This is a genomic window from Pseudomonas sp. Root569 (assembly GCF_001427465.1).
In the GTDB taxonomy this organism is placed as follows: domain Bacteria; phylum Pseudomonadota; class Gammaproteobacteria; order Pseudomonadales; family Pseudomonadaceae; genus Aquipseudomonas; species Aquipseudomonas synxantha.
The window spans coordinates 389,491-412,101 of the sequence record NZ_LMGQ01000024.1 but is presented as its reverse complement, the minus strand read 5'-3'; the positions used below and the strand labels follow the sequence as shown (position 1 = coordinate 412,101).

The 22,611-nt window shown below is 60.1% G+C and carries 20 protein-coding genes; 10 read left to right on the top strand and 10 right to left on the bottom strand.

Annotated elements, in window-relative coordinates; genetic code table 11:
* Nucleotides 1–29 precede the first annotated feature (29 nt).
* From hisA to ASD70_RS19315, 3 genes are all read left to right on the top strand, one after another.
* Nucleotides 30–767 carry a 1-(5-phosphoribosyl)-5-[(5-phosphoribosylamino)methylideneamino]imidazole-4-carboxamide isomerase gene (hisA, locus tag ASD70_RS19325; protein ID WP_046070503.1) on the top strand — a complete coding sequence of 246 codons (738 nt, stop codon included), beginning with the start codon at nucleotides 30–32 and terminating at the stop codon, nucleotides 765–767.
* A 9-nt stretch (nucleotides 768–776) separates the two neighbouring features.
* Nucleotides 777–1,547 carry an imidazole glycerol phosphate synthase subunit HisF gene (gene hisF / locus ASD70_RS19320; protein ID WP_003187786.1) on the top strand — a complete coding sequence of 257 codons (771 nt, stop codon included), beginning with the start codon at nucleotides 777–779 and terminating at the stop codon, nucleotides 1,545–1,547.
* Between the two features lie 66 nt (nucleotides 1,548–1,613).
* Nucleotides 1,614–2,369, top strand: a complete 756-nt coding sequence (locus ASD70_RS19315; protein ID WP_046070504.1) for a substrate-binding periplasmic protein — start codon at nucleotides 1,614–1,616, stop codon at nucleotides 2,367–2,369.
* Nucleotides 2,370–2,548: 179 nt separating this feature from the next.
* On the opposite strand, the gene ASD70_RS19310 is transcribed toward ASD70_RS19315, so the two are convergent.
* From ASD70_RS19310 to gpmI, 4 genes are all read right to left on the bottom strand, one after another.
* Nucleotides 2,549–3,322 carry a divergent polysaccharide deacetylase family protein gene (locus tag ASD70_RS19310; RefSeq protein WP_046070505.1) on the bottom strand — a complete coding sequence of 258 codons (774 nt, stop codon included), beginning with the start codon at nucleotides 3,320–3,322 and terminating at the stop codon, nucleotides 2,549–2,551.
* 2 nt (nucleotides 3,323–3,324) lie between these two features.
* Nucleotides 3,325–4,641, bottom strand: a complete 1,317-nt coding sequence (locus ASD70_RS19305) for a S41 family peptidase (RefSeq protein WP_046070506.1) — start codon at nucleotides 4,639–4,641, stop codon at nucleotides 3,325–3,327.
* A 30-nt stretch (nucleotides 4,642–4,671) separates the two neighbouring features.
* Nucleotides 4,672–5,967 (bottom strand): murein hydrolase activator EnvC family protein, encoded by a 1,296-nt coding sequence (locus tag ASD70_RS19300; RefSeq protein WP_046070507.1) that lies wholly within the window; start codon nucleotides 5,965–5,967, stop codon nucleotides 4,672–4,674.
* 257 nt (nucleotides 5,968–6,224) lie between these two features.
* Nucleotides 6,225–7,751: a 2,3-bisphosphoglycerate-independent phosphoglycerate mutase gene (gene gpmI / locus ASD70_RS19295; RefSeq protein ID WP_056847181.1), complete on the bottom strand. Its 1,527-nt coding sequence runs from the start codon at nucleotides 7,749–7,751 to the stop codon at nucleotides 6,225–6,227.
* A 151-nt stretch (nucleotides 7,752–7,902) separates the two neighbouring features.
* Between gpmI and ASD70_RS19290 the strand changes: the two genes are divergently transcribed.
* The 3 genes from ASD70_RS19290 to secB are packed head-to-tail and all read left to right on the top strand — an operon-like array spanning nucleotide 7,903 to nucleotide 9,094.
* Nucleotides 7,903–8,316 (top strand): rhodanese-like domain-containing protein, encoded by a 414-nt coding sequence (locus tag ASD70_RS19290; protein WP_003187796.1) that lies wholly within the window; start codon nucleotides 7,903–7,905, stop codon nucleotides 8,314–8,316.
* A 1-nt stretch (nucleotide 8,317) separates the two neighbouring features.
* Nucleotides 8,318–8,572 (top strand): glutaredoxin 3, encoded by a 255-nt coding sequence (gene grxC / locus ASD70_RS19285; protein ID WP_043047291.1) that lies wholly within the window; start codon nucleotides 8,318–8,320, stop codon nucleotides 8,570–8,572.
* A gap of 42 nt (nucleotides 8,573–8,614) precedes the next feature.
* On the top strand, nucleotides 8,615–9,094 hold the full coding sequence (gene secB, locus ASD70_RS19280) for a protein-export chaperone SecB (protein WP_043047290.1): 480 nt from the start codon (nucleotides 8,615–8,617) through the stop codon (nucleotides 9,092–9,094).
* A gap of 126 nt (nucleotides 9,095–9,220) precedes the next feature.
* On the opposite strand, the gene ASD70_RS19275 is transcribed toward secB, so the two are convergent.
* Nucleotides 9,221–9,676 (bottom strand): tRNA (cytidine(34)-2'-O)-methyltransferase, encoded by a 456-nt coding sequence (locus tag ASD70_RS19275; RefSeq protein ID WP_046070509.1) that lies wholly within the window; start codon nucleotides 9,674–9,676, stop codon nucleotides 9,221–9,223.
* Between ASD70_RS19275 and ASD70_RS19270 the strand changes: the two genes are divergently transcribed.
* Complete coding sequence (locus ASD70_RS19270; protein ID WP_056847180.1) at nucleotides 9,675–10,115, top strand: hypothetical protein; 441 nt, start codon at nucleotides 9,675–9,677, stop codon at nucleotides 10,113–10,115. The genes ASD70_RS19275 and ASD70_RS19270 overlap by 2 nt on opposite strands.
* 450 nt (nucleotides 10,116–10,565) lie before the next feature.
* Here the strand turns inward: ASD70_RS19270 and ntrC are convergent, their stop codons facing one another.
* The 4 genes from ntrC to glnA form a co-directional block, all read right to left on the bottom strand.
* Nucleotides 10,566–12,002, bottom strand: coding sequence for a nitrogen regulation protein NR(I) (gene ntrC, locus ASD70_RS19265; RefSeq protein WP_046070511.1), 1,437 nt, complete (start codon nucleotides 12,000–12,002; stop codon nucleotides 10,566–10,568).
* Nucleotides 11,999–13,084, bottom strand: coding sequence for a nitrogen regulation protein NR(II) (gene glnL / locus ASD70_RS19260; protein ID WP_046070512.1), 1,086 nt, complete (start codon nucleotides 13,082–13,084; stop codon nucleotides 11,999–12,001). The genes ntrC and glnL overlap by 4 nt, the downstream gene beginning before the upstream one ends.
* Nucleotides 13,085–13,381: 297 nt before the next feature.
* On the bottom strand, nucleotides 13,382–13,918 hold the full coding sequence (locus ASD70_RS19255; protein WP_046070513.1) for a chorismate mutase: 537 nt from the start codon (nucleotides 13,916–13,918) through the stop codon (nucleotides 13,382–13,384).
* Between the two features lie 205 nt (nucleotides 13,919–14,123).
* Complete coding sequence (gene glnA / locus ASD70_RS19250) at nucleotides 14,124–15,530, bottom strand: glutamate--ammonia ligase (protein ID WP_034117297.1); 1,407 nt, start codon at nucleotides 15,528–15,530, stop codon at nucleotides 14,124–14,126.
* A gap of 333 nt (nucleotides 15,531–15,863) precedes the next feature.
* Here glnA and thiI point away from each other — a divergent pair, with 333 nt between their 5' ends.
* Together thiI and typA are read left to right on the top strand one after the other, a co-directional pair.
* A complete protein-coding gene (gene thiI / locus ASD70_RS19245; RefSeq protein ID WP_046070514.1) occupies nucleotides 15,864–17,318 on the top strand; it encodes a tRNA uracil 4-sulfurtransferase ThiI in 1,455 nt (484 codons plus the stop codon).
* 139 nt (nucleotides 17,319–17,457) lie between these two features.
* Nucleotides 17,458–19,278 (top strand): translational GTPase TypA, encoded by a 1,821-nt coding sequence (gene typA / locus ASD70_RS19240; RefSeq protein ID WP_043047284.1) that lies wholly within the window; start codon nucleotides 17,458–17,460, stop codon nucleotides 19,276–19,278.
* A gap of 193 nt (nucleotides 19,279–19,471) precedes the next feature.
* On the opposite strand, the gene ASD70_RS19235 is transcribed toward typA, so the two are convergent.
* Complete coding sequence (locus ASD70_RS19235; RefSeq protein ID WP_003187815.1) at nucleotides 19,472–19,906, bottom strand: YkgJ family cysteine cluster protein; 435 nt, start codon at nucleotides 19,904–19,906, stop codon at nucleotides 19,472–19,474.
* A gap of 227 nt (nucleotides 19,907–20,133) precedes the next feature.
* Between ASD70_RS19235 and ASD70_RS19230 the strand changes: the two genes are divergently transcribed.
* A complete protein-coding gene (locus ASD70_RS19230) occupies nucleotides 20,134–22,584 on the top strand; it encodes a glycogen/starch/alpha-glucan phosphorylase (RefSeq protein ID WP_056847179.1) in 2,451 nt (816 codons plus the stop codon).
* Nucleotides 22,585–22,611: the final 27 nt, after the last annotated feature.

The window sequence follows — 22,611 nt, the reverse complement described above, 5'->3', positions numbered from 1 at the left end:
ATTGCTGAATATCGAATAAGGTTTGCCAGATGCTGATTATCCCCGCTATCGATCTCAAGGACGGCGCCTGTGTACGTTTGCGCCAGGGCCGCATGGAAGATTCCACGGTGTTCTCCGATGACCCGGTGAGCATGGCCGCCAAATGGGTGGAAGGGGGCTGCCGTCGCCTGCACCTGGTGGACTTGAACGGTGCCTTCGAAGGCCAGCCGGTCAATGGCGAGGTGGTCACCGCGATCGCCAAGCGCTACCCGAACCTGCCAATCCAGATCGGCGGCGGTATCCGTTCCCTGGAGACCATCGAGCACTACGTGAAAGCCGGCGTGAGCTACGTGATCATCGGCACCAAGGCGGTGAAAGACCCAGCCTTCGTCGCCGAAGCCTGCCGGGCATTCCCGGGCAAGGTTATCGTCGGCCTGGATGCGAAAGACGGTTTCGTGGCCACCGACGGCTGGGCTGAAATCAGCACCGTGCAGGTGATCGACCTGGCCAAGCAGTTCGAAGCCGACGGCGTGTCCGCCATCGTTTATACCGATATCGCCAAAGACGGCATGATGCAGGGCTGCAACGTGCCGTTCACCGCAGCCTTGGCAGCGGCCACGAAGATTCCGGTGATCGCTTCTGGCGGCATTCACAACCTGGGTGACATCAAGTCGCTGCTGGACGCCAAGGCGCCTGGCATCATCGGCGCCATCACTGGCCGAGCGATTTACGAAGGCACCCTGGACGTTGCGCAAGCCCAGGCTTACTGCGACGCCTACAACGGCTGAGGACTGACCATGGCGCTGGCCAAACGCATCATCCCTTGCCTGGACGTCGACAACGGTCGCGTGGTCAAGGGTGTCAAGTTCGAGAACATCCGCGATGCCGGCGACCCGGTGGAAATCGCCCGTCGCTACGATGAGCAAGGTGCCGACGAGATTACCTTTCTCGACATCACCGCCAGCGTCGATGGCCGCGACACCACCTTGCATACCGTCGAGCGCATGGCCAGCCAGGTGTTTATCCCGCTGACCGTGGGCGGTGGCGTGCGCACCGTGCAAGACATCCGCAACCTGCTCAATGCTGGCGCGGACAAGGTCTCGATCAATACCGCCGCGGTGTTCAACCCTGAGTTCGTCGGCGAAGCCGCGCAGCACTTCGGTTCGCAATGCATCGTCGTCGCCATCGACGCCAAGAAGGTTTCCGGCCCGGGCGAAACCCCGCGCTGGGAGATCTTCACTCACGGCGGGCGCAAGCCTACCGGGCTGGACGCGGTGGAGTGGGCGATGAAGATGGAAGGCCTGGGCGCCGGTGAAATCCTGCTGACCAGCATGGACCAGGACGGCATGAAAAACGGTTTCGACCTGGGGGTAACCCGCGCCATCAGCGACGCCTTGGGCATTCCGGTGATCGCCTCCGGTGGCGTGGGCAACCTGCAGCACCTGGCCGACGGTGTGCTCGAAGGCCACGCCAGCGCCGTACTGGCGGCGAGTATTTTCCACTTTGGCGAATACACCGTACCCGAGGCCAAGGCCTATATGGCAGCACGCGGTATCGTCGTACGCTAAACGCTGCTGGACACCATGGCAGGCTCGCGGCACTCTCTGCGCTTGCCATGGATTCCGGTAGCCTTCATGTTCAAACACCTGCTGCTCGCCCTCGCCAGTTCCTCCATGCTCATGGTGGCTACGGCACACGCCGATGAATCGTCTGACACTTCCCTGGTGCTGCTGACGGAAAATTTCCCGCCCTACAACATGGCGAAAAACGGCAAGAACTTCGCCAAGGACGAGAACATCGAAGGCATCGCCGTGGACATCGTGCGCGAGACCTTCAAGCGCGCCGGTATTTCCTACAACCTCACCCTACGTTTTCCTTGGGAGCGAATCTACAAGCTCGCCCTGGAAAAGCCCGGCTACGGTGTATTTGTGATGGCGCGGCTGCCTGACCGTGAAGCCTTGTTCAAATGGGTAGGCCCCATCGGCCCGGATGATTGGGTGTTACTGGCCAAGGCCGACAGCAAGATCCAGCTCAACGACCTTGAGCATGCCCGCCGCTACAAAATAGGCGCTTACAAGGGCGATGCGATTGCCGAAACATTGGGAAAACAGGGGCTCAATCCGATTGTCGCCCTGCGCGACCAGGACAATGCGCAAAAACTCATGGACGGCCAGATCGACCTGTGGGCCACCGGCGATCCCGCTGGCCGTTACCTGGCGCGTCAGGTTGGCGTGACAGGGCTCAAGACCGTGTTGCGGTTCAACAGCGCGCAGCTCTATCTTGCGTTGAACAAGAACGTGCCTGATGAGGTGGTCGCCAAGCTCCAGGCGGCGCTGGATGAGTTACGCAAGAGCGGTCGTGTAGAGGAAATCATGGCGCGTTACCTCTAAAGCTGGCAGTTCCCTTGCAGCGCAGGGGAATCAGCAGAATAAACGCGGTCAAAAATGTGGGAGGGGGCTTGCTCCCGATGGCGGAGTGTCAGTCAATACATTCGGGGCTGGCCCACCGCATCGGGAGCAAGTCGAATCGTCGCACCGCCCCTCCCACATTGGATCTTCGCAACCTTCATTTAGCGGTAAATGCCGTCTTTGCCGTGCCCGGCCATAGCCCGATTACTGCGCACACTGATCATCAACTTGATATCGATCCACTCCACGCCCTGGGCCTTGAGCTTGGGCAGTTCGCGCTCCAGCACCGCCAGGGTCTGTGGGTAAGGGTGCCCGATCATCACCGCCGACCCCTGCTTATGCGCCAGCTTGATTGCGGTTTGCAGTTGGGTGGTAATCGCCGCCTCGGTGCGTTCGTCATCGAGGAACACATCCCGCGAAACATGCGCCAGGCCAATCTTCTGCGCCTCGGCGGCGGCGACGGTTTGCGCGCTGGTACGGCTGTCTACGAAGAACTTGTGACGTCGCTGCAGCTCGGCCATCAACCATGCCATCGCCTGCGGCTGCGCCGTCATGCGGCTGCCCATATGGTTGTTGATACCGGCGGTATAGGGCACGGCCTTGAATGCAGCGTCCAGGCGCTTGCCGAGTTCTTCCACCGGCAGTTCGGGGTGCCAGGCGAAGGGCCCGGTGGCCGGGTCCATGGGCATGTGCAGGATCACGATCTTGCCGGCCTTGTGGGCCTCGCGGGCGAATTCGGCGGCGTGGGGCGTGTCGGGCATGATCGCGGTGGTTACCGGCCCAGGCAGGGCCAGCACACGACGATCCCGGGTCAGGTTTTGCCCGAGGTCGTCGATGATGAGGGTCAGGTAGGCTTTGTGTGGCTCGCTGGCCGAGGTCGCTTGAGCGACCCCGGCCAGGCTGCACAGCACAGCGATGATCAGGAAAAAACGCATGATCAACGGCTGCGGGTGATGCTCAGGCCCTTGAGCAGGCTCAGCGCCTGGGCCAACTGATAGTCATCGTCCTGCGGCATCGGCTTGGCTTTGGCGCCGCTGCCGGTCGGCTGGTCGGCGCCGCCGTTGCCATTGCCCAGGTGACCTTGCAGGTCGGCCTCTTTGTAGTACTCGCTGTCGATCTCGTTGGTGATCTTGGCCTTGCGCACTTCGATGTCCGGCACGATGCCCTGGGCCTGGATCGAGCGGCCGTTCGGCGTGTAGTACAGCGCCGTGGTGATCTTCAGCGCCCGCTCATTGTTCAGCGGCAACACGGTTTGCACCGAGCCCTTGCCGAAGGTGGTGGTGCCCATCAGGACGCCGCGCTTCTGATCCTGCAAGGCGCCGGCGACGATTTCCGAGGCCGAGGCGCTGCCGCCGTTGATCAGTACCGCCAGCGGCACGTTCTCGCTCAGGTCGTTGCCGGTGGCCGAGAAGCGCAGTTCGGAGTTGGCGATACGACCCTTGGTGTAGACAATCAGGCCCTTGGTAATGAAGTGGTCGACCACTTCCACCGCCGATTGCAACACGCCGCCTGGGTTGTTACGCAGGTCGAGCACGATGCCGTTGAGTTTCTTGCCGTTGTCCTTGCGCAGCTTGGCCAGGGCCTTGGCCACTTCATCGCCGGTCTTGACCTGGAACTGGGTGATGCGGATATAGCCGTAGCCAGACTCCAGCAATTGGCTCTTGACGCTCTTGACCGTGATGGTCGCGCGGGCCAGGGTCACGTCAAACGGGTTGCCGCCGTCCCGTACCAGGGTCAGGGTGATTTTCTGGCCGAGCTTGCCGCGCATCTTGTCGACGGCCTCGGTCATGCTCTGGCCGCGGGTCGGCTGGCCGTTGATCTTCACGATCAGGTCGCCGGCCTGGATGCCGGCCTTGGACGCCGGGGTATCGTCGATGGGCGAGACCACCTTGATCTGGCCGTCCTCGGAGCCCACTTCGATGCCCAGGCCGCCGAACTCACCGCTGGTGCTTTCCTGTAGTTCAGCGAAATCTTCCGGGCCCAGGTAGGCTGAGTGCGGGTCGAGGTTGCTGAGCATGCCCTTGATGGCGTTTTCCAGCAGGGTCTTGTCGTCTACGGGTTCGACATAAGCGGCCTTGATCCGGTCCATGACCTCGGCAAAGGTGCGCAGCTCGTCCAGCGGCAATGGCGCCTTGGTGGTCGCGGCCATGGCGGCGGGTGCAGCCGGTGCGGTCTGGTCGGCGAAAGCCAGGGGCGCGCCGATCACCAGGGCGATCGTCAAGGCCAACGAAGTGAGGCGGGACAAATGCAGCATGTCGAACGAACTCCTAATGTAGATGCGACCCTATCCTTGGGATCTGCACCATTGTGCAGGATCGCTCGGGCGACCCTGCTGACGAATAGCGAAGTACAGCGCCGGGGTGTCCTGGCCGCCACTGGTACCGACAGTGGAGATGGATTCACCGGCTTTTACAACATCACCTGCCGACTTGAGTAATGTCTGATTGTGGCCGTAAAGGCTCAAATAGCCATTGCCGTGGTCGAGAATCACCAGCAAGCCGGCGCCCCGCAGCCAATCGGCAAACACCACGCGCCCACCGTGGACGGCATGGACCTGGCTGCCGGCCGAGGCGCTGATCATCACCCCATCCCACTTGGCGCGGGTGTCATCGCCACGGGTTTCACCGAAGCGTGCCAGTAGTCGACCATCAACTGGCCATGGAAGTTTGCCCCGGGCTGATGCAAAAGGGCCGCCGAACGACTCGCCGCTGCTGGACACCAGCGGGCCAGGGGCTGCGCGTGCCGGTTTGCGCGGTGCTGGCGCGTCGCTGCTGGCGGCCAGTTCGGCCTCACGCTGGCGCTTTTTTTCCGCTTCCTGCTGGGCGATCAGCGCTTTTTGCCGCGCCTCTTCGGCCTCGCGTGCCTGGCGGGCCAGGGTTTCTTCGATGGTCTTGAGCACTTTGGCCAGGTCGGCCTGGTCCTGCTCGCGTGCCTGGAGCTTGGCGTCGCGGGCTTTCACGTCGTTGTTGAGCTTGGCCAGCGCTTGCTGGCGTTCCTTGCGTACCTTGTCCAACTGGTCGCGCTGGGTATCCAGGGCGCTTTTCTGGTCGAGCAGTTGTGACTGCTGGTCGGCAATTTCCTGTTCGACGTTGGCCAACTGGCGCAGGGTTTCGTTAAAACCCTTCAATTGCGCCAGGCGCGCCTGGCTCAGGTAATCGTAATACGTGAGGGTGCGGGCGAATTTTTCCGGGTTCTGCTGGTTGAGCAGCAACTTGAGGTATTCCTGGCGGCCGCTCTGGTACGCGGCACGGGCCTGGATCGCGATCAGGCGTTGCTGTTCAACGCGTGCGCTCTGGAGTTTTTTTTTCTCAGCGTCGAGTCGCTCCAGTTCCGACTCGCTCTTCTTTAATTCTTTTTGCAACTCCTGGACCTGCTTCTCGAGCTTGCCCATTTCGGTTTCCGTGCCGCGCAGGTCTTTCTGCACGCCGGATTTTTCTTCCTGGAGCTTGCCCAGCAGCTTTTTCAGCTCGGCAATGTCCTGACGCGTAGCGTCCAGTTGTTGTTGGGTTTGTGCACGCTCATCGGCAAAGGCCGGTTGGAGCAGGCAGACAAGAGCGAGGGTTATCAAGGCGCGAAGCATAGAGGCGGGCGACACCAGGGAAAGGGACGGCCTAGTATGCCCGCCAAGCGCTGCAAAAAAAACGCCCAATTGGGGCTTGCGGGCAAGATAGGTGCCGAGTGGCAGTGGTATGGCAAAAAGATATCTACCAAACGCTGCAAAGCTAATGTGGGAGGGGGCTTGCTCCCGATTGCGGTGGGTCAGCTACTTATAAGCTGACTGATACACCGCTATCGGGAGCAAGCCCCCTCTAACACTGTTTTGTGGTGATGTCGAAATCAGACCAGGATCGAGGTCCCAGTCATCTCTTCAGGCTTCTCCAGCCCCATCAGCATCAGCATGGTCGGCGCCACATCCGCCAGCACGCCACCTTCACGCACTTTCAGGTCACGTTTGCCGACATAGATGAACGGCACCGGCTCGGTCGTGTGGGCGGTATGCGCCTGGCCGGTGGATTCGTCGGACATCTGCTCGCAGTTGCCATGGTCGGCGGTAATCAACGCTTCGCCGCCGACTTTTTCCAGGGCGTCGACAATGCGGCCAACACACAGGTCCAGGCATTCAACAGCCTTTACCGCCGCTTCCAGGTTGCCACTATGGCCGACCATGTCGCCGTTGGCGTAGTTGACCACGATCACGTCGTAACGCTGGTTGTCGATGGCATCGACGATCTTGTCGGTAACTTCCGGCGCGCTCATTTCCGGCTGCAGGTCGTAGGTGGCGACTTTTGGCGACGGGATCAGGATGCGCTCTTCGCCCGGGAACGGCTCTTCGCGGCCACCGGAGAAGAAAAAGGTCACGTGGGCGTATTTCTCGGTCTCGGCGATGCGCAGTTGGGTCTTGCCGTTCTTCGCCAAATAGTCGCCCAGCACGTTTTCCAGGCTGCCGGGGGCGAAAGCCGACGGCGCCGGGATGTTGGCGGCGTATTGGGTAAGCATGACGAACTCGACTTTCGGCTGGCGTGCGCGCTCGAAGTCCTTGAAACCCTCATCGACAAACACATGGCTCAGCTCGCGGGCACGGTCGGCGCGGAAGTTCATGAACACCACGGCATCGCCATCTTCGACCTTCACCGGTTCGCCGATGGTAGTGGCCTTGACGAACTCGTCGCTTTCGCCACGGGCGTAAGCGGCTTCCAGGCCTTCCTGGGCGGTGGCGGCATGGAATTCGGCCTGGCCGTCGACGATCAGGTTGTAGGCCTGGGACACGCGGTCCCAGCGGTTGTCGCGGTCCATGGCGAAGTAACGGCCCACCAGGCTGGCGATGCGGCCCTTGCCGAGGGCGGCGAAGGTGGTGTCGAGCAGTTCGATGGACGATTGCGCGCTTTTCGGCGGGGTGTCGCGACCGTCGAGGAAGGCGTGCAGGTAGATCTTGTCAGCCCCGCGCTTGAAGGCTAGTTCAGCCATGGCCACCAGGTGGTCCTGATGGCTGTGTACGCCGCCGTCGGAGAGCAGGCCCATGAAGTGCACGGCCTTGCCGGCGGCGACGGCTTTATCGACCGCGGCGCAGATGGTCGGGTTCTCGAAGAACTCGCCATCGCGGATCGCTTTGGTGACACGGGTGAAGTCCTGGTATACCACTCGTCCGGCGCCGAGGTTCATGTGGCCGACTTCCGAGTTGCCCATCTGGCCGTCCGGCAGGCCCACGTCCATGCCGGAACCTGAGATCAAACCGTTGGGGACGGTGGCGGCCAGGCGATCCAGTACCGGCTTGTTGGCCGAGTACACGGCGTTGTCGTGGTGGCTTTCACTGTGTCCGAAGCCATCGAGAATTATCAGGACCAAAGGTTTAGGCGTAGTAGTCATAGATCCTCTCGCGGCGGTAATAAAGGAAGACAATTGAAAAGGGAGTGGCAGTTTAAAGCGAAGTTCCAACCACGTCACCGCTTTACGGGGGTTGGCCGCCCCTGGCGCCTGTGTATACTTACCGCCATTTTAACGCCCTGGAACCTCCTTGATGGTTGATCACCTGATTGCATTTGCCACTGCCCACTACCTGCTCGTGGGTGCCTTCGTCATCCTGCTGGCGCTGCTGATCGCTCATGAACTGAGCCGCGGTGGTCGCAGCCTGAGCACGTCGGAGCTGACCGCGCTGGTCAACAAGGATGAGGCCGTTGTCGTCGATATTCGCCCGGCCAAGGATTATGCCGCCGGCCATATCGTCGGTGCCCTTAACATCCCGCAGGACAAGCTGATCGCACGCTTGGCCGAGCTGGAAAAATACAAGGCCAAGACTATCATCCTGGTCGACGCCCAAGGCCAGCACTCCGGCACCCACGCCCGCGAGATGCTCAAGACCGGCTTTACCGCCGCCAAGCTGTCGGGTGGTATCAGCAGCTGGCGTGGCGATAACCTGCCGCTGGTGAAGTGATATGAGCCAGGTTGTCGTGTATTCCAGCGATTATTGCCCTTATTGCATTCGAGCCAAGCAGTTGCTCCAAAGCAAGAAGGTGGCCTTCGAAGAGATCAAGGTCGATGGCAAGCCCCAGGTGCGCGCCGAAATGGCCCAGAAGGCCGGCCGCACGTCGGTCCCGCAGATCTGGATCGGCGCCACGCACATCGGTGGTTGCGATGACCTGTTCGCCCTGGAGCGCGCCGGTAAACTCGACGCGCTGCTGCTCGTCTGACTCCTAACCCCTTAAAGACCCCAAGATAGAGAAGGATCTGCGATGACTGACCAACAGAACACCGAAGCAGCAGAAACCCAAGGCCCACAGTTTTCGCTGCAGCGCATCTACGTGCGTGACCTGTCGTTCGAAGCGCCGAAAAGCCCGGCCATCTTCCGCCAGGAGTGGACCCCAAGCGTTGCGCTGGACCTGAACACCCGTCAGAAAGCCCTGGAAGGTGACTTCCACGAAGTCGTGCTGACCCTGTCGGTTACCGTTAAGAATGGCGAAGAAGTAGCCTTCATCGCTGAAGTGCAACAGGCCGGTATCTTCCTGATCCAGGGCCTGGACGAAGCGTCCATGAGCCACACCCTGGGTGCGTTCTGCCCGAATATCCTGTTCCCGTATGCTCGCGAGACGCTGGACAGCCTGGTCACCCGTGGCTCGTTCCCGGCGCTGATGCTGGCTCCGGTGAACTTTGATGCTTTGTACGCCCAAGAACTGCAGCGCATGCAACAGGAAGGCGCGCCGACGGTTCAGTAATCTCGAACCCGACGCAGCACTCAATGTGGGAGGGGGCTTGCTCCCGATAGCGGTGGAACAGTCACTTAGATGTCGACTGACACTCCGCCATCGGGGGCAAGCCCCCTCCCACATTTGTTTTGCGTGTTATTTGAAACCGAGTTGGCGCCAGCCTTCGTAGACGGCGACGGCCACGGTGTTGGACAGATTCAGGCTGCGGCAGCCTTCGCGCATCGGCAAGCGCAGGCGGTGGCCGTCGGGCAGGGCGTCGAGCACGTCGGCCGGCAGGCCACGGCTTTCCGGGCCGAACAGGAAGGCGTCGCCTTCGGCAAAGCTGGCATCATGAAACGGCCGTGAGCCCTTGGTGGTGAACGCAAACAGCCGTGGATGGCCCAGGCTTTCCAGGCAGCTGGCCAGGTCGGCATGGCGCTGGAGGGTGGCGTACTCGTGGTAGTCCAGCCCGGCGCGGCGTAGGCGCTTGTCGTCCATGTCAAAGCCCAGCGGCTCGATCAAATGCAGGTGGCAGCCACTGTTGGCGCACAGCCTGATAACGTTGCCGGTATTCGGCGGAATTTCTGGTTGAAAAAGGATGACGTGAAACATGCACGGCTCCGAAGGCAAAGATGCGCTGCATTCTACCCCTGAAGACGACCCCAGGCCGAAGCTATTGCCGCGGGTCTTGGGTTCGTTGGCGATTGTCGGCTTGATGATTGGCCTGATGATTGGTCGCCTGACCACCCCGGACCCGGTTGAGCTACTGGAGGTAAGGCCTGCGGTCGACGGTGTGGTGGTGTGGTTCAACAGCGAGCCCAAGCTGCATGGCGAACATATCGATGGCACCGTGGCGCTGCTGTTCGACGCACTGGGCAAGCCTGCCGGCGGGCAACTTAAGGTCAATGACAAGGATGTCAACTGGCGCGTGCGCAAGACCGACGGCGGTTTGCTGCTGAACCTGGTGGCGGCGCGGCCATTGCGAGGGGAATGGAAAGGCGAGCAGGTCGATGACCGCTGGCGGCTGGAGGTCCATCTCCAAGAGCAATAAAAGAGGGAGTTCCCGGCCTGCCTGTACCAGGGCTCCCAAAAGCGTGAAGCCCAAAGGCTCCGTATAAAAGAGGGGATTCTCGGCCTGCCTGTACCAAGGTCCCCGAAACTGGGTAGTACTGGGGTTGTTGCAGGGCGCGTGCCAGAGTCGTCGATTTGTGCCAAATAATGTCTTCAGAAAGCCAAAAGCCCCGGATTACGGGGCTTTGGTGTTTTTGCAGCTCAATATTTTCCGGGCTGTTCGGTTGTTTCATCTTTGAAAGGTCTGCCCGATGCCGGTTCATGGTGCATCGAAGCGGTGCACAATCCTGCGGCCTTGTAGAGATCCAAATGTGGGAGGGGGCTTGCTCCCGATAGCGGTGTATCAGTCAGCAACTCTGTAGCTGACCCACCGCCATCGGGAGCAAGCCCCCTCCCACATTAGACTTTCCAGTGGATCTGGGAGGTGTGATCAGGCGTCATCGCTTTCGTCGTCGTCCCCGCCATCCACCTTCATCCCCAGCTCCTTGATCTTGCGCGTCAGGGTATTGCGTCCCCAACCGAGCAACACTGCCGCGTCGCGACGGCGACCGGCGGTGTGCTTGAGGGCGGTCTCGATCATGATCCGCTCGAACGCTGGCACGGCGCTGTCCAGCAGGTTCGACTGGCCGCGGGCCAGGGCCTGGTCGGCCCATTGGCGCAAGGCCTGTTCCCAGTTGGTCACAGGGGCCGAATCCTGGGGCAGGCTCAGCAACTCAGGCGGCAGGTCGCTGATATGCACTTCGCGCCCGGACGCCATCACGGTAATCCAGCGGCAGGTGTTTTCCAGTTGGCGCACATTGCCGGGCCACGGCAGGTTCTTGAGGTATTCCTCGGTCTCGCTTTTCAGCAGCTTCGGCTCTACGGCCAGCTCCAGGGCGGCGCGGCTGAGGAAGTGGCGGGCGAGGGTGGGAATGTCTTCGCGGCGGTCCGACATGCGTGGGATATGGATACGGATCACATTGAGGCGATGGAACAAGTCCTCACGGAATTTGCCCGCGTGTACCAGGGTTTCCAGGTTCTGGTGGGTGGCGGCAATGATGCGCACATCGACCTTGACCGGCGTATGCCCGCCGACGCGATAGAACTCACCGTCCGCCAATACCCGCAGCAAGCGGGTTTGGGTATCGGCCGGCATATCACCGATTTCATCGAGGAACAGCGTACCGCCGTCGGCCTGTTCAAAACGCCCGCGCCGCAGGTTGGCGGCGCCGGTGAACGCACCTTTCTCATGACCGAACAGCTCTGACTCCATCAAGTCCTTGGGGATCGCCGCCATGTTCAGCGCGATAAACGGCGAGGCCGCCCGTGGGCTGTGGCGGTGCAGAGCATGAGCCACCAGCTCTTTGCCGGTACCTGACTCGCCGTTGATCAGCACGGTGATGTTGGAGTGGCTCAAGCGCCCGATGGCGCGAAAAACCTCCTGCATCGCCGGCGCTTCACCGATGATTTCCGGGGTGCGGGTCAGGGTGGGCGGGGCCTCCTGGTTCTGTTGTTCCTGGGCGTGCTGGTTGGCACGCTTGACCAGCGCTACGGCCTCATCCACGTCGAATGGCTTGGGCAGGTACTCAAAGGCGCCGCCTTGGTAGGACGCGACAGCGCTGTCCAGGTCCGAGTGAGCAGTCATGATGATCACTGGCAGGCGCGGGTGCTGCTCGCGGATGCGTGCGAGCAAGTCCAGGCCACTGGCGCCGGGCATGCGGATGTCAGAGATGATCACGTCCGGCTGCTGGCGCGCCAGGCGGCTCATCACGCCGTCGGCGCTGTCGAAGCTCTGGGTGGTCATGCCTTCCTGTTGCAAGGCTTTCTCCAGAACCCAGCGGATAGAACGGTCGTCATCGACGATCCAGACAGTTTCACTACGGCTCATGTCGTGGGGGCTCCTTGTTCCAATGGCAGGAAGATCGAGAACGTGGTGTGGCCGGGATGGCTTTCACATTCGATCAGGCCCTGATGCTGGCTGATGATGTTCTGGGTAATGGCCAGGCCCAGCCCGGTACCGTCCGGGCGGCCGCTGACCATGGGAAAGAAAATGGTTTCCTGCAGTTCGGCGGGGATGCCCGGGCCGTTGTCGATGATCTCGACCTTGGTCACCAGGCGATGACGCACATGGCCGATGGTGAACTGGCGCAGGGCGCGGGTGCGCAGGCTGATGCGGCCCAGGCGCAGCTCGTTCTGGCTGCTGATGGCCTGCATGGCGTTGCGCACGATATTGAGCACCGCCTGGATCATCTGCTCGCGGTCGATCAATACGTCGGGAATGCTTGGGTCGTAGTCGCGTACCAGGGTGATGCAGCCCTGGCTCTCGGCCTCGACCAACTGGCAGACGCGCTCCAGCACCTCGTGCACGTTGGTCAACGCCAGGGACGGCAATTTGTTGGAGCCGAGCATGCGGTCCACCAGGTTACGCAGACGGTCGGCCTCTTCGATGATGACGTTGGTGTAGTCCTTGAGGTGCTCCTCCGGCAGCTCCCGGGCCAGCAACTGCGCAGCACCGCGAATGCCGCCCAGGGGGTTCTTGATCTCATGTGCCAGGCCACGCACTAGCATCTTGCTGGTTTCCTGCTTGGACAGTTGCGCCTCTTCCTTGGTGATGCGCAGCAATCGGTCGCGAGGATGCACTTCGAGCAATAGCAGGGTGGCGCCGTTGCTCAGGATCGGGGTCACGGCGTAGTCGACGGTCAGGGTCTGGCCGGTGAGGGCCGTGAGCATCGCTTCGCGCTTGGTGAACGGGTGCGCCTGCTCCACCGCCTGGCGCAACGAGCTCAAGGCTTCGGCCGACTCGGTGAACAACTCGCTGATGAACTGCCCATGGCTGCGCTGGCCGCTGATGGCCAGGAGCATCTCCGCCGCCGGGTTCATGTACTCAAGGCGCAGGTCGGCATTGAGCAGGATGGTCGCGGTGGTCAGGTTGTCGAGTAACAAACGGTGCAGTGCATCGCTGATGGTCATCGGGACCTCTTTTGGAGCAAGGCGCGGGCTTGAGGCACACGCTGATACGAGGAAAATGCAAAAACCAAACCAAGGCTCCGAAAAGAAGCGTTAAAGCCCTGAAATAGGCGTTTGTGGCGCGAAACTGTGGCGTTCTGCCAGCTTGAACGGGAAGATTCGAACCAAAATGGGCTGTGGCTGGAGTGAGGGTGCAACCTATCGCACCAATATAGTGCGGTTTTGTGAAGGTTGTTCAGGAAGCTGCCAGAGATGGCCCTGAATGCATACAGCCCAAATGTGGGAGGGGGCTTGCAGTCATTAACCTTTATAGATGCAGAGTTCGGCGGTGGCGCGGATCATTGCCAGTTGGCGCAGCGGATCGTTCAGCGGTTCGTGCACGGCCTCGGCCAGCCACTGCGGACACTGCGGGTCGGTGCGCTGCGGGGTGAAAGCGGCCAATTGCTCAAGCAGGCGCTTTTGCAGTTGATCCAGCTGCGGGCGAATCTGCTTGACCAGGTCCGGGCGCGGATCGTCAGGCGCCTTGCCCTGGAACTGCCAGTCGGACAGGTGGGTGTATTGCACCAGTTTGTTCGCCTCGATCTGTGCCGAGAAAAACTGCTCGGCGGCGGCAGGGTCAAGCTTGTAGCTCGGGGCTTGGGCGACGACGCTGGCGATCACTTCCTGCTCGCGTTTTTTGTCTTCGACGGGCTTGTGGCTGTCCCATTTGCTCAAGGCCACCTGATCGGCAATCTCCAGGCGTTCGGCGATGCTGTTGAGCAGTGGCTCCAAGGTAGGTGGGGCGGCGTAAACACCGGCGCTGACGAACAGCAGGGCGAACACGAATTTATGTTTCAACGCAGATCTCCTTGTGGGAGGGGGCTTGCTCCCGATGGCTGTGTGTCAGTAACACACATATTGCCTGACACTCTGCCATCGGGAGCAAGCCCCCTCCCACCTTTTTGATTGAGTTTGCAGATTTGAAGCTGCATAACTCCCAGGCAAAAAAAGACCTCCCGGAGGAGGTCTTTTTCATCACGCCACGTTAAGCAGCGCTACCGGATCAGCAGCTGTAGTACAGCTCGTATTCCAGTGGGTGTACGAAGGTGCGAACCTTGATTTCTTCTTCGCTTTTCAGCTCGATGTAGGCATCGATGAAGTCGTCGCTGAATACGCCGCCCTTGGTCAGGAACGCACGGCCCTTGTCCAGCTCTTCCAGGGCTTCTTTCAGGCTGCCGCACACTTGTGGGATCTCTTTGGCCTCTTCAGGCGGCAGGTCGTACAAGTTCTTGTCGGCGGCATCGCCTGGGTGGATCTTGTTCTGGATGCCGTCCAGGCCAGCCATGACCAGCGCAGCGAAGGCCAGGTATGGGTTGGCCGCTGGGTCCGGGAAACGCGCTTCGATACGGCGAGCGCGAGGGCTGGACACGTAAGGAATACGGATCGAGGCGGAACGGTTGCGGGCCGAGTAGGCCAGCATTACCGGCGCTTCGAAACCTGGCACCAGACGCTTGTAGGAGTTGGTCGACGGGTTGGTGAAGCCGTTCAGGGCCTTACCGTGCTTGATGATGCCGCCGATGAAGTACAGGGCAGTGTCGGACAGGCCGGCATAACCTTCGCCAGCGAAGGTGTTCTTGCCTTCTTTGGCGATGGACAGGTGAACGTGCATACCCGAACCGTTATCGCCATACAGCGGCTTAGGCATGAAGGTCGCGGTACGGCCGTAGGCATCCGCCACGTTGTGTACGCAGTACTTCAGGGTTTGTACTTCGTCAGCCTTGGCGACCAGGGTGTTGAACTTCACACCGATTTCGTTCTGGCCGGCAGTGGCCACTTCGTGGTGGTGAACTTCGATGACCAGGCCCATCTCTTCCATGGCGTTGCACATGGAGGTACGGATTTCGTGGTCGTGGTCGAACGGCGGAACTGGGAAGTAGCCACCTTTGATGCCCGGACGGTGGCCCTTGTTGCCGCCTTCGATGTCTTGGTCGGACATCCACGAACCCTGTTCGGAGAAGATCTTGAACATGGAACCGGAGATATCGGACTTGAACTTGACCGAGTCAAAGATGAAGAACTCTGGCTCAGGACCAACGAATACGGTGTCACCGATACCGGTGGACTTCAGGTATTCCTCGGCACGCTTGGCGATCGCACGTGGGTCGCGGTCGTAGCCTTGCATGGTCGAAGGCTCGATCACGTCGCAGACGATGATCAGGGTTGGGTCTTCGGTGAACGGGTCGAGCACGGCAGTGCTGTCGTCCGGCATCAGGATCATGTCGGAAGCTTCGATGCCTTTCCAGCCAGCAATGGAGGAGCCGTCGAACATTTTGCCTTCTTCGAAGAAAGCGTCATCCAGCGCGTCGCGAGCCGGCATGGTCACGTGGTGCTGAGTGCCTTTGGTGTCCGTGAAGCGCAGATCAATCCATTTAACGTCATGATCTTTGATGAGTTGAACCGACTTCGACATGGTGTCCTCCGGGTGGCTTCGGGCTGGGTAGTGGAGTTAGCCCTTAGAATGTGGGTGATGCCGGCGCGGATACTCCGCCATGGCAACCTGCCTCACAAGAGAGCAAATTGCATGCCAGTGCGCCAACATGGCCGTTTTGCCTCAAAATGGCCCCTATAACGGTGCAATCCGCCAAAACGTAATAAATAGCGCACTGCAATGTAGCGTTAATTGGCGCTAATGACCCGTTTTGGTGCGTTGCACAAGCGGTGCATATTAACTGGTTAAACCTTGAGCGATTTCCGCTATAATCCGCGCCCCCCTTTTTCAGCAGGCCCGGCGCGCGCTGTTTCCATGAAATTAATCGTAAAAGTCTTCCCCGAGATCACCATCAAGAGCCGACCGGTACGGACGCGTTTCATCCGTCAGTTGGCCAAGAACATCCGTGCCGTGCTCCGTGACCTGGACCCGGCTGTGGTGGTGAACGGCGTGTGGGACAATCTCGAGCTGGAAACCCGTATTACCGACGCCAAAGCCTTGAAGGACATGACCGAGCGCCTGAGCTGCATGCCGGGCATCGCGCATTTCCTGCAGGTGGATGAGTACCCGCTGGGCGACTTCGACGACATCACCGACAAGTGCAAGCAGCACTACGGCAGCTCGCTGGAAGGCAAGGTTTTTTCGGTGCGTTGCAAGCGTGCCGGCAAGCACCCGTTCAGCTCCATGGACGTCGAGAAATACGTCGGCAGCAAGCTGCGTCGCGAGTGCGGCGCAGCTGGAATTTCCCTCAAGGCGCCGCAAATTGAAGTGCGCATGGAAATTCGCGACCAACGGTTGTTTGTGATTCACAGCCAGCACGACAGCATCGGCGGCTACCCATTGGGCGCCCTGGAACAGACCCTGGTATTGATGTCCGGCGGTTTCGATTCCACGGTGGCGGCCTACCAGATCATGCGCCGCGGCCTGATGAGCCACTTCTGCTTCTTCAACCTGGGCGGGCGTGCACATGAATTGGGCGTGATGGAAGTCGCGCACTACATCTGGAAGAAGTACGGCAGCTCCCAGCGTGTGCTATTTGTGAGCGTGCCGTTCGAGGAAGTGCTGGGGGAAATTCTCGGCAAAGTCGATAACAGTCATATGGGCGTGGTATTGAAGCGTATGATGTTGCGCGCTGCCTCGCGAATTGCCGATCAACTGCAGATCGACGCGCTGGTGACCGGCGAAGCGATTTCCCAGGTATCCAGCCAGACGCTGCCGAACCTGTCGATCATCGACTGTGTTACCGAGAAGCTGGTGTTGCGCCCGCTGATCGCCAGCCACAAGCAGGACATCATCGACCTGGCAGAACAGATCGGCACCGCCGACTTTGCCAAGCACATGCCTGAGTACTGCGGGGTCATCTCGGTGAACCCCAAGACCCACGCCAAGCGGCATCGCGTGGAGCATGAAGAGAAAGAATTCGACATGGCGATTCTGGAGCGTGCGCTCGAGAACGCCAAGCTGGTGCCAATCGATCGCGTCATCGACGAGTTGGGCCAGGATGTGCAAATCGAAGAAGTCAGTGAGGCCCTGGCCGGCCAGATCGTCATCGACATCCGTCACCCGGACGCCGCTGAAGACGAGCCGCTGGAAATTACTGGCATCGACGTGCAAACGCTGCCGTTCTACGCACTGAACGCGCGTTTCAAGGAACTGGATAACAGCCGTCAGTACCTGCTGTATTGCGACAAAGGCGTGATGAGTCGCCTGCATGCCCACCATTTGCTCAGTGAGGGGCATGCCAATGTGCGCGTTTATCGACCGAGCTAAGAGCCCGGGGCTGTTTGCCTGTGGCCTGCGTCACCGGCCCCCCGACTCTGCCGTCAAGCTGTAACGGCAAGGCCTGACTCTACTGTTAATCGCTGCCACGACCTGTCAGCACACCGAATCCTCTGATCGAGATACACAAGTGATCGAAAATCTACGTAACATCGCCATCATTGCCCACGTTGACCATGGTAAAACCACCCTGGTAGACAAACTCCTGCGTCAATCCGGCACCCTGGAGCGCAACGAGCTCAACGACGAGCGCGTGATGGACTCCAACGACCAGGAAAAAGAGCGCGGTATTACCATCCTGGCAAAAAACACCGCTATCAACTGGAACGGCTACCACATCAACATCGTGGATACCCCGGGCCACGCCGACTTCGGCGGCGAAGTAGAACGCGTAATGTCGATGGTCGACTCCGTTCTGCTGCTGGTTGACGCTCAAGACGGCCCTATGCCGCAAACCCGTTTCGTGACCAAGAAGGCCTTCGAAGCCGGCCTGCGTCCGATCGTGTGCATCAACAAGGTTGACCGTCCAGGCGCGCGTCCGGACTGGGTTCTGGACCAGATCTTCGACCTGTTCGACAACCTCGGCGCCACCGAAGAACAGCTCGATTTCCAGGTCATCTACGCCTCGGCCCTGAACGGTATTGCTGGTCTTGACCACAACGACATGGCTGAAGACATGACCCCGCTGTACCAGTCGATCGTCGACAACGTACCGCCGCCGAAAGTTGACCGTGAAGGCCCGTTCCAGATGCAAATCTCGGCACTGGACTACAACAGCTTCCTGGGTGTTATCGGCGTTGGCCGTATCGCTCGTGGTAGCGTCAAGCCGAACACCCCGGTTGTGGCTATCGGTGCCGACGGCAAGAAGCGTAACGGTCGTATCCTGAAGCTGATGGGTCACCACGGCCTGCACCGCATCGACGTTGAAGAGGCTTTCGCCGGCGACATCGTGTGCGTGAGCGGTATGGACTCGCTGTTCATCTCCGACACCCTGTGCCAGCCAGACAACGTCGAGGCGATGAAGCCTCTGACTGTTGACGAGCCAACCGTTTCCATGACCTTCCAGGTAAACGACTCGCCATTCTGCGGTAAAGAAGGCAAGTTCGTGACCTCCCGTAACATCAAGGAGCGTCTGGACAAAGAGCTGCTGTACAACGTTGCACTGCGCGTTGAAGAAGGCGACTCGGCTGACAAGTTCAAAGTCTCCGGCCGTGGTGAGCTGCACCTCTCGGTACTGATCGAAACCATGCGTCGCGAAGGCTTCGAAATGGGTGTTGGTCGTCCGGAAGTGATCATCCGTACTGTTGACGGCGTGAAGCAGGAACCGTTCGAAAACGTCACCATCGACACCCCTGAAGAATCCCAGGGCAAGGTCATGGAAGAGATGGGCCTGCGTAAGGGCGACCTGACCAACATGGTGCCGGATGGCAAGGGCCGTGTACGTCTGGAATACAACATCCCTGCTCGCGGTCTGATTGGTTTCCGTAACCAGTTCCTGACCCTGACCAACGGTGCTGGCATCCTGACCTCGATCTTCGATCGTTACGACACCATGAAGTCCGGCGACATGTCCGGCCGTCAGAACGGTGTTCTGGTATCGGTAGAAACCGGCAAGGCGCTGACCTACTCCCTGGAAACCCTCCAGGCGCGTGGCAAGCTGTTCGTTGAACACGGTCAAGAGATCTACAACGGCCAGATCGTTGGTCTGAACAGCCGTGACAACGACATGGGCGTCAACCCAACCAAAGGCAAGAAGCTCGACAACATGCGTGCTTCGGGCAAAGACGAAACCATCGCCCTGGTTCCACCTGTTCGCTTCACCCTGGAACAGGCCCTGGAGTTCATCCAGGATGACGAGCTGTGCGAAGTCACGCCTAAGTCGATCCGCCTGCGTAAGAAGATCCTGGACGAAGGCGAGCGTACCCGCGCTGCCAAGAAAGCCAAGAACTGAGTTAACTCAGGCTGAATGAAAAACGCCCCCGGTCGAAAGGCCGGGGGCGTTTTTTTATGCCTGCTGGTTTTGTGGCGCCTGTACCGGCCTCATCGGGAGCAAGCCCCCTCCCACACTTGAATGTGTTCACAAATCAAAATGTGGGAGGGGGCTTGCTCCCGATGAGGCCCTTCAAAACACTACAAATCTTGGATCAGAACTTATCGAGGGTTTTGAAATTGGTCTCGCGCACCACTTCTTTCGGCTTATACGCGCAGTACCCCGGCCGCGGCCCGATTTTCGGGTGGTTGCGGCAAGTATCCGGGCGCTTGTCATAAATAGTGCAGAAGCGCGTCTTACGATCCAGGTACAGGCAGTCGTTGTTGCTCATGCGCTGCAGGGTAAAAATCTCGGATTTGTTGTTATAGCGCTCGACGATGCCTTCCTTCTGCAAGCGCTTGGCGATGTTCTTCGGCGGGTCGCCGCGCTCGAACTCATCGACGATGCCAATGCGGATCAGGTCCTTGATCTTCACCTCCACCGGCAGGGTGCAGCAGCTGGATACGCAGCCGCCGCACATGTGGGCGGAATATTTCTGCCACGTTTCGAGACGGTCGAGTTCCGCGGCGGCGATCAGTTGAGGCTTCATCAGGGTTCCAAGGTGGGGCGGTGTCCGGGCGCGCGATCATACCGGGATTGATGATTTTTTGAACAATATTTTCAGGTTTTTCATCTTCGGTGGCGTTCGGGCACGACCCCTGCATCTAATCCCCTTAACAGTGAATGAGTTAAAAAACTGACGAACCAGAGCCGGCGCCGTGTGTCAGAGCGTCTAGGCTCTAGCAACTCCTTCTATCTCGCCCGAGGTCGCAACTGATGTCTCAGGAACCACTTGCACGAGAAGCAGAGGTAGCCGCATTCCGCGATGCTGTCTTGACCAAACTCACCTACGCGGTGGGCAAGGACCCGGATCACGCCTTCGACCATGACTGGTTCGAAGCCATTGCCCTGGCCGCTCGCGACCAGATGGTCGATCACTGGATGGACCATACGCGGCGTATTTATCGCAAAGGCCAGAAGCGCGTTTACTACCTCTCCCTGGAATTCCTCATCGGTCGTTTGCTCTACGACAGCCTGAGCAACCTTGGCGTGCTGGAAATCGCCCGCGAAGCCTTGTCCGAACTGGGCGTCGACCTGGAACGCATTCGCCTGCTGGAGCCCGACGCGGCCCTCGGCAACGGTGGCCTGGGGCGCCTGGCCGCCTGCTTCATGGAAAGCATGTCGACCCTGGGCATTGCCGGCCACGGTTATGGCATCCGTTATGAGCACGGTCTGTTCCGCCAGGCCATTGTCGACGGCTGGCAGCAGGAACAAACCGAACGCTGGCTGGATTTCGGCAACCCGTGGGAGTTTGAACGAGCCGAGGTGATTTACCCGATCGGCTTTGGCGGCAGTGTCGAAACTATTCCGGACGCCTCCGGCAAGATGATCCAGGTGTGGTCGCCCAACGAGACCGTACGCGCAGTAGCCTATGACACACCGGTAGTCGGCTGGCGCGGCGCCAGCGTCAATACCCTGCGCCTGTGGCGTGCACGGGCCGTAGAAGACTTGCACCTGGAGCGCTTCAACGCCGGTGACCACTTGGGCGCCGTCGCCGAAGTGGCCCGCGCCGAAAGCATCTCCCGCGTGCTGTACCCGGCCGACAGCACCGAAGCCGGACAGGAATTGCGCCTGCGCCAGGAATATTTCTTCGTGTCCGCTTCACTGCAGGATCTGCTGCGCCGCCACAAGAACATGCACGGCTCGGTGCTGAGCCTGGGCGAACACGCCGCCATCCAGCTCAACGATACCCATCCGTCCATCGCCGTGGCCGAGTTGATGCGCCAACTGGTCGACCTGCATGACATTCCTTGGGAAGCCGCGTGGGACGTCACCGTCGAAACGCTTTCCTACACCAACCACACCTTGCTCCCCGAAGCGCTGGAAACCTGGCCGGTAGGTTTGATGGAGCGCATGCTGCCCCGGCACATGCAGATCATCTACCTGATCAACGCCCAGCACATTGACTCGCTGCGCGCCAAGGGCATCCACGACTTTGACGTACTGCGCGCCGTGTCACTGATCGAAGAAGACAATGGCCGCCGCGTGCGCATGGGCAACCTGGCGTTCCTCGGCTCCCATAGCGTCAACGGCGTGTCCGGCTTGCATACCCAGCTGATGCGCAGCACGGTGTTCTCCGAACTGCACAAGCTTTACCCCGAACGGATCAACAACAAGACCAACGGCATCACCTTCCGCCGCTGGCTCTACCAGGCTAACCCCAAGTTGACCGAGATGCTGGTGGAGGCCCTGGGTCCGGACATTCTCGATAGCATGGAAACCCGCCTGACGGAGTTGGAAACCTTCGCCGAGAAACAGACCTTCCGCAAATCCTTCGCCGAACAGCGCTTGCACAGCAAGCGTGCACTGGCCGAGATCATTCATGAGCGCCTGGGCATCGCGGTCAACCCGGCGGCGATGTTCGATGTGCAGGTCAAGCGTATTCACGAATACAAACGCCAACTGCTCAACCTGTTGCACACCGTGGCCCTGTACCAGGCGATTCGTGCCGAACCCGAGGTCGACTGGGTGCCAAGGGTGAAAATCTTCGCCGGCAAGGCGGCTGCCAGCTACCACCAGGCCAAGCTGATCATCAAGCTGACCAACGACATCGCCCGCACCGTCAACAACGACCCGACCGTACGTGGTTTGCTCAAGGTGGTGTTCCTGCCCAACTACAACGTCAGCCTGGCGGAAAGCATCATTCCGGCGGCGGACTTGTCGGAGCAGATCTCCACGGCCGGTTTCGAGGCGTCAGGCACCAGCAACATGAAGTTCGGCCTCAACGGTGCGTTGACCATCGGCACCATGGACGGCGCCAACGTGGAGATGCACGAGCGTGTCGGCGCCGAGCACATGTTTATCTTCGGCCTCAGTGCCCAGCAGGTGGAGGCGCGCAAGCACGCGGGTGAATTCAATGCCGGGCCGGACATCGCCGTGTCCCACCGTTTGAGCGACGTGCTGCAAGCGATTCGCGGCGGGGTGTTCTCGCCGGATGATCCGGGGCGTTATGTCGGCCTGATCGACGGGCTGATCGACTACGACCGCTTCTTGGTGTGTGCCGATTTCGATTCCTACTGGGATGCCCAGGCACGGGTCGAGGCGCATTGGCATGACTCCAAGGAATGGTGGCGTTCGGCTGTGCTGAATACGGCAAGGATGGGCTGGTTCTCCTCGGACCGTACCATCCGCGAGTACGCCACCGAGATCTGGAAAGCCCTCGACTAAACACCGCAACACAAAATGTGGGAGGGG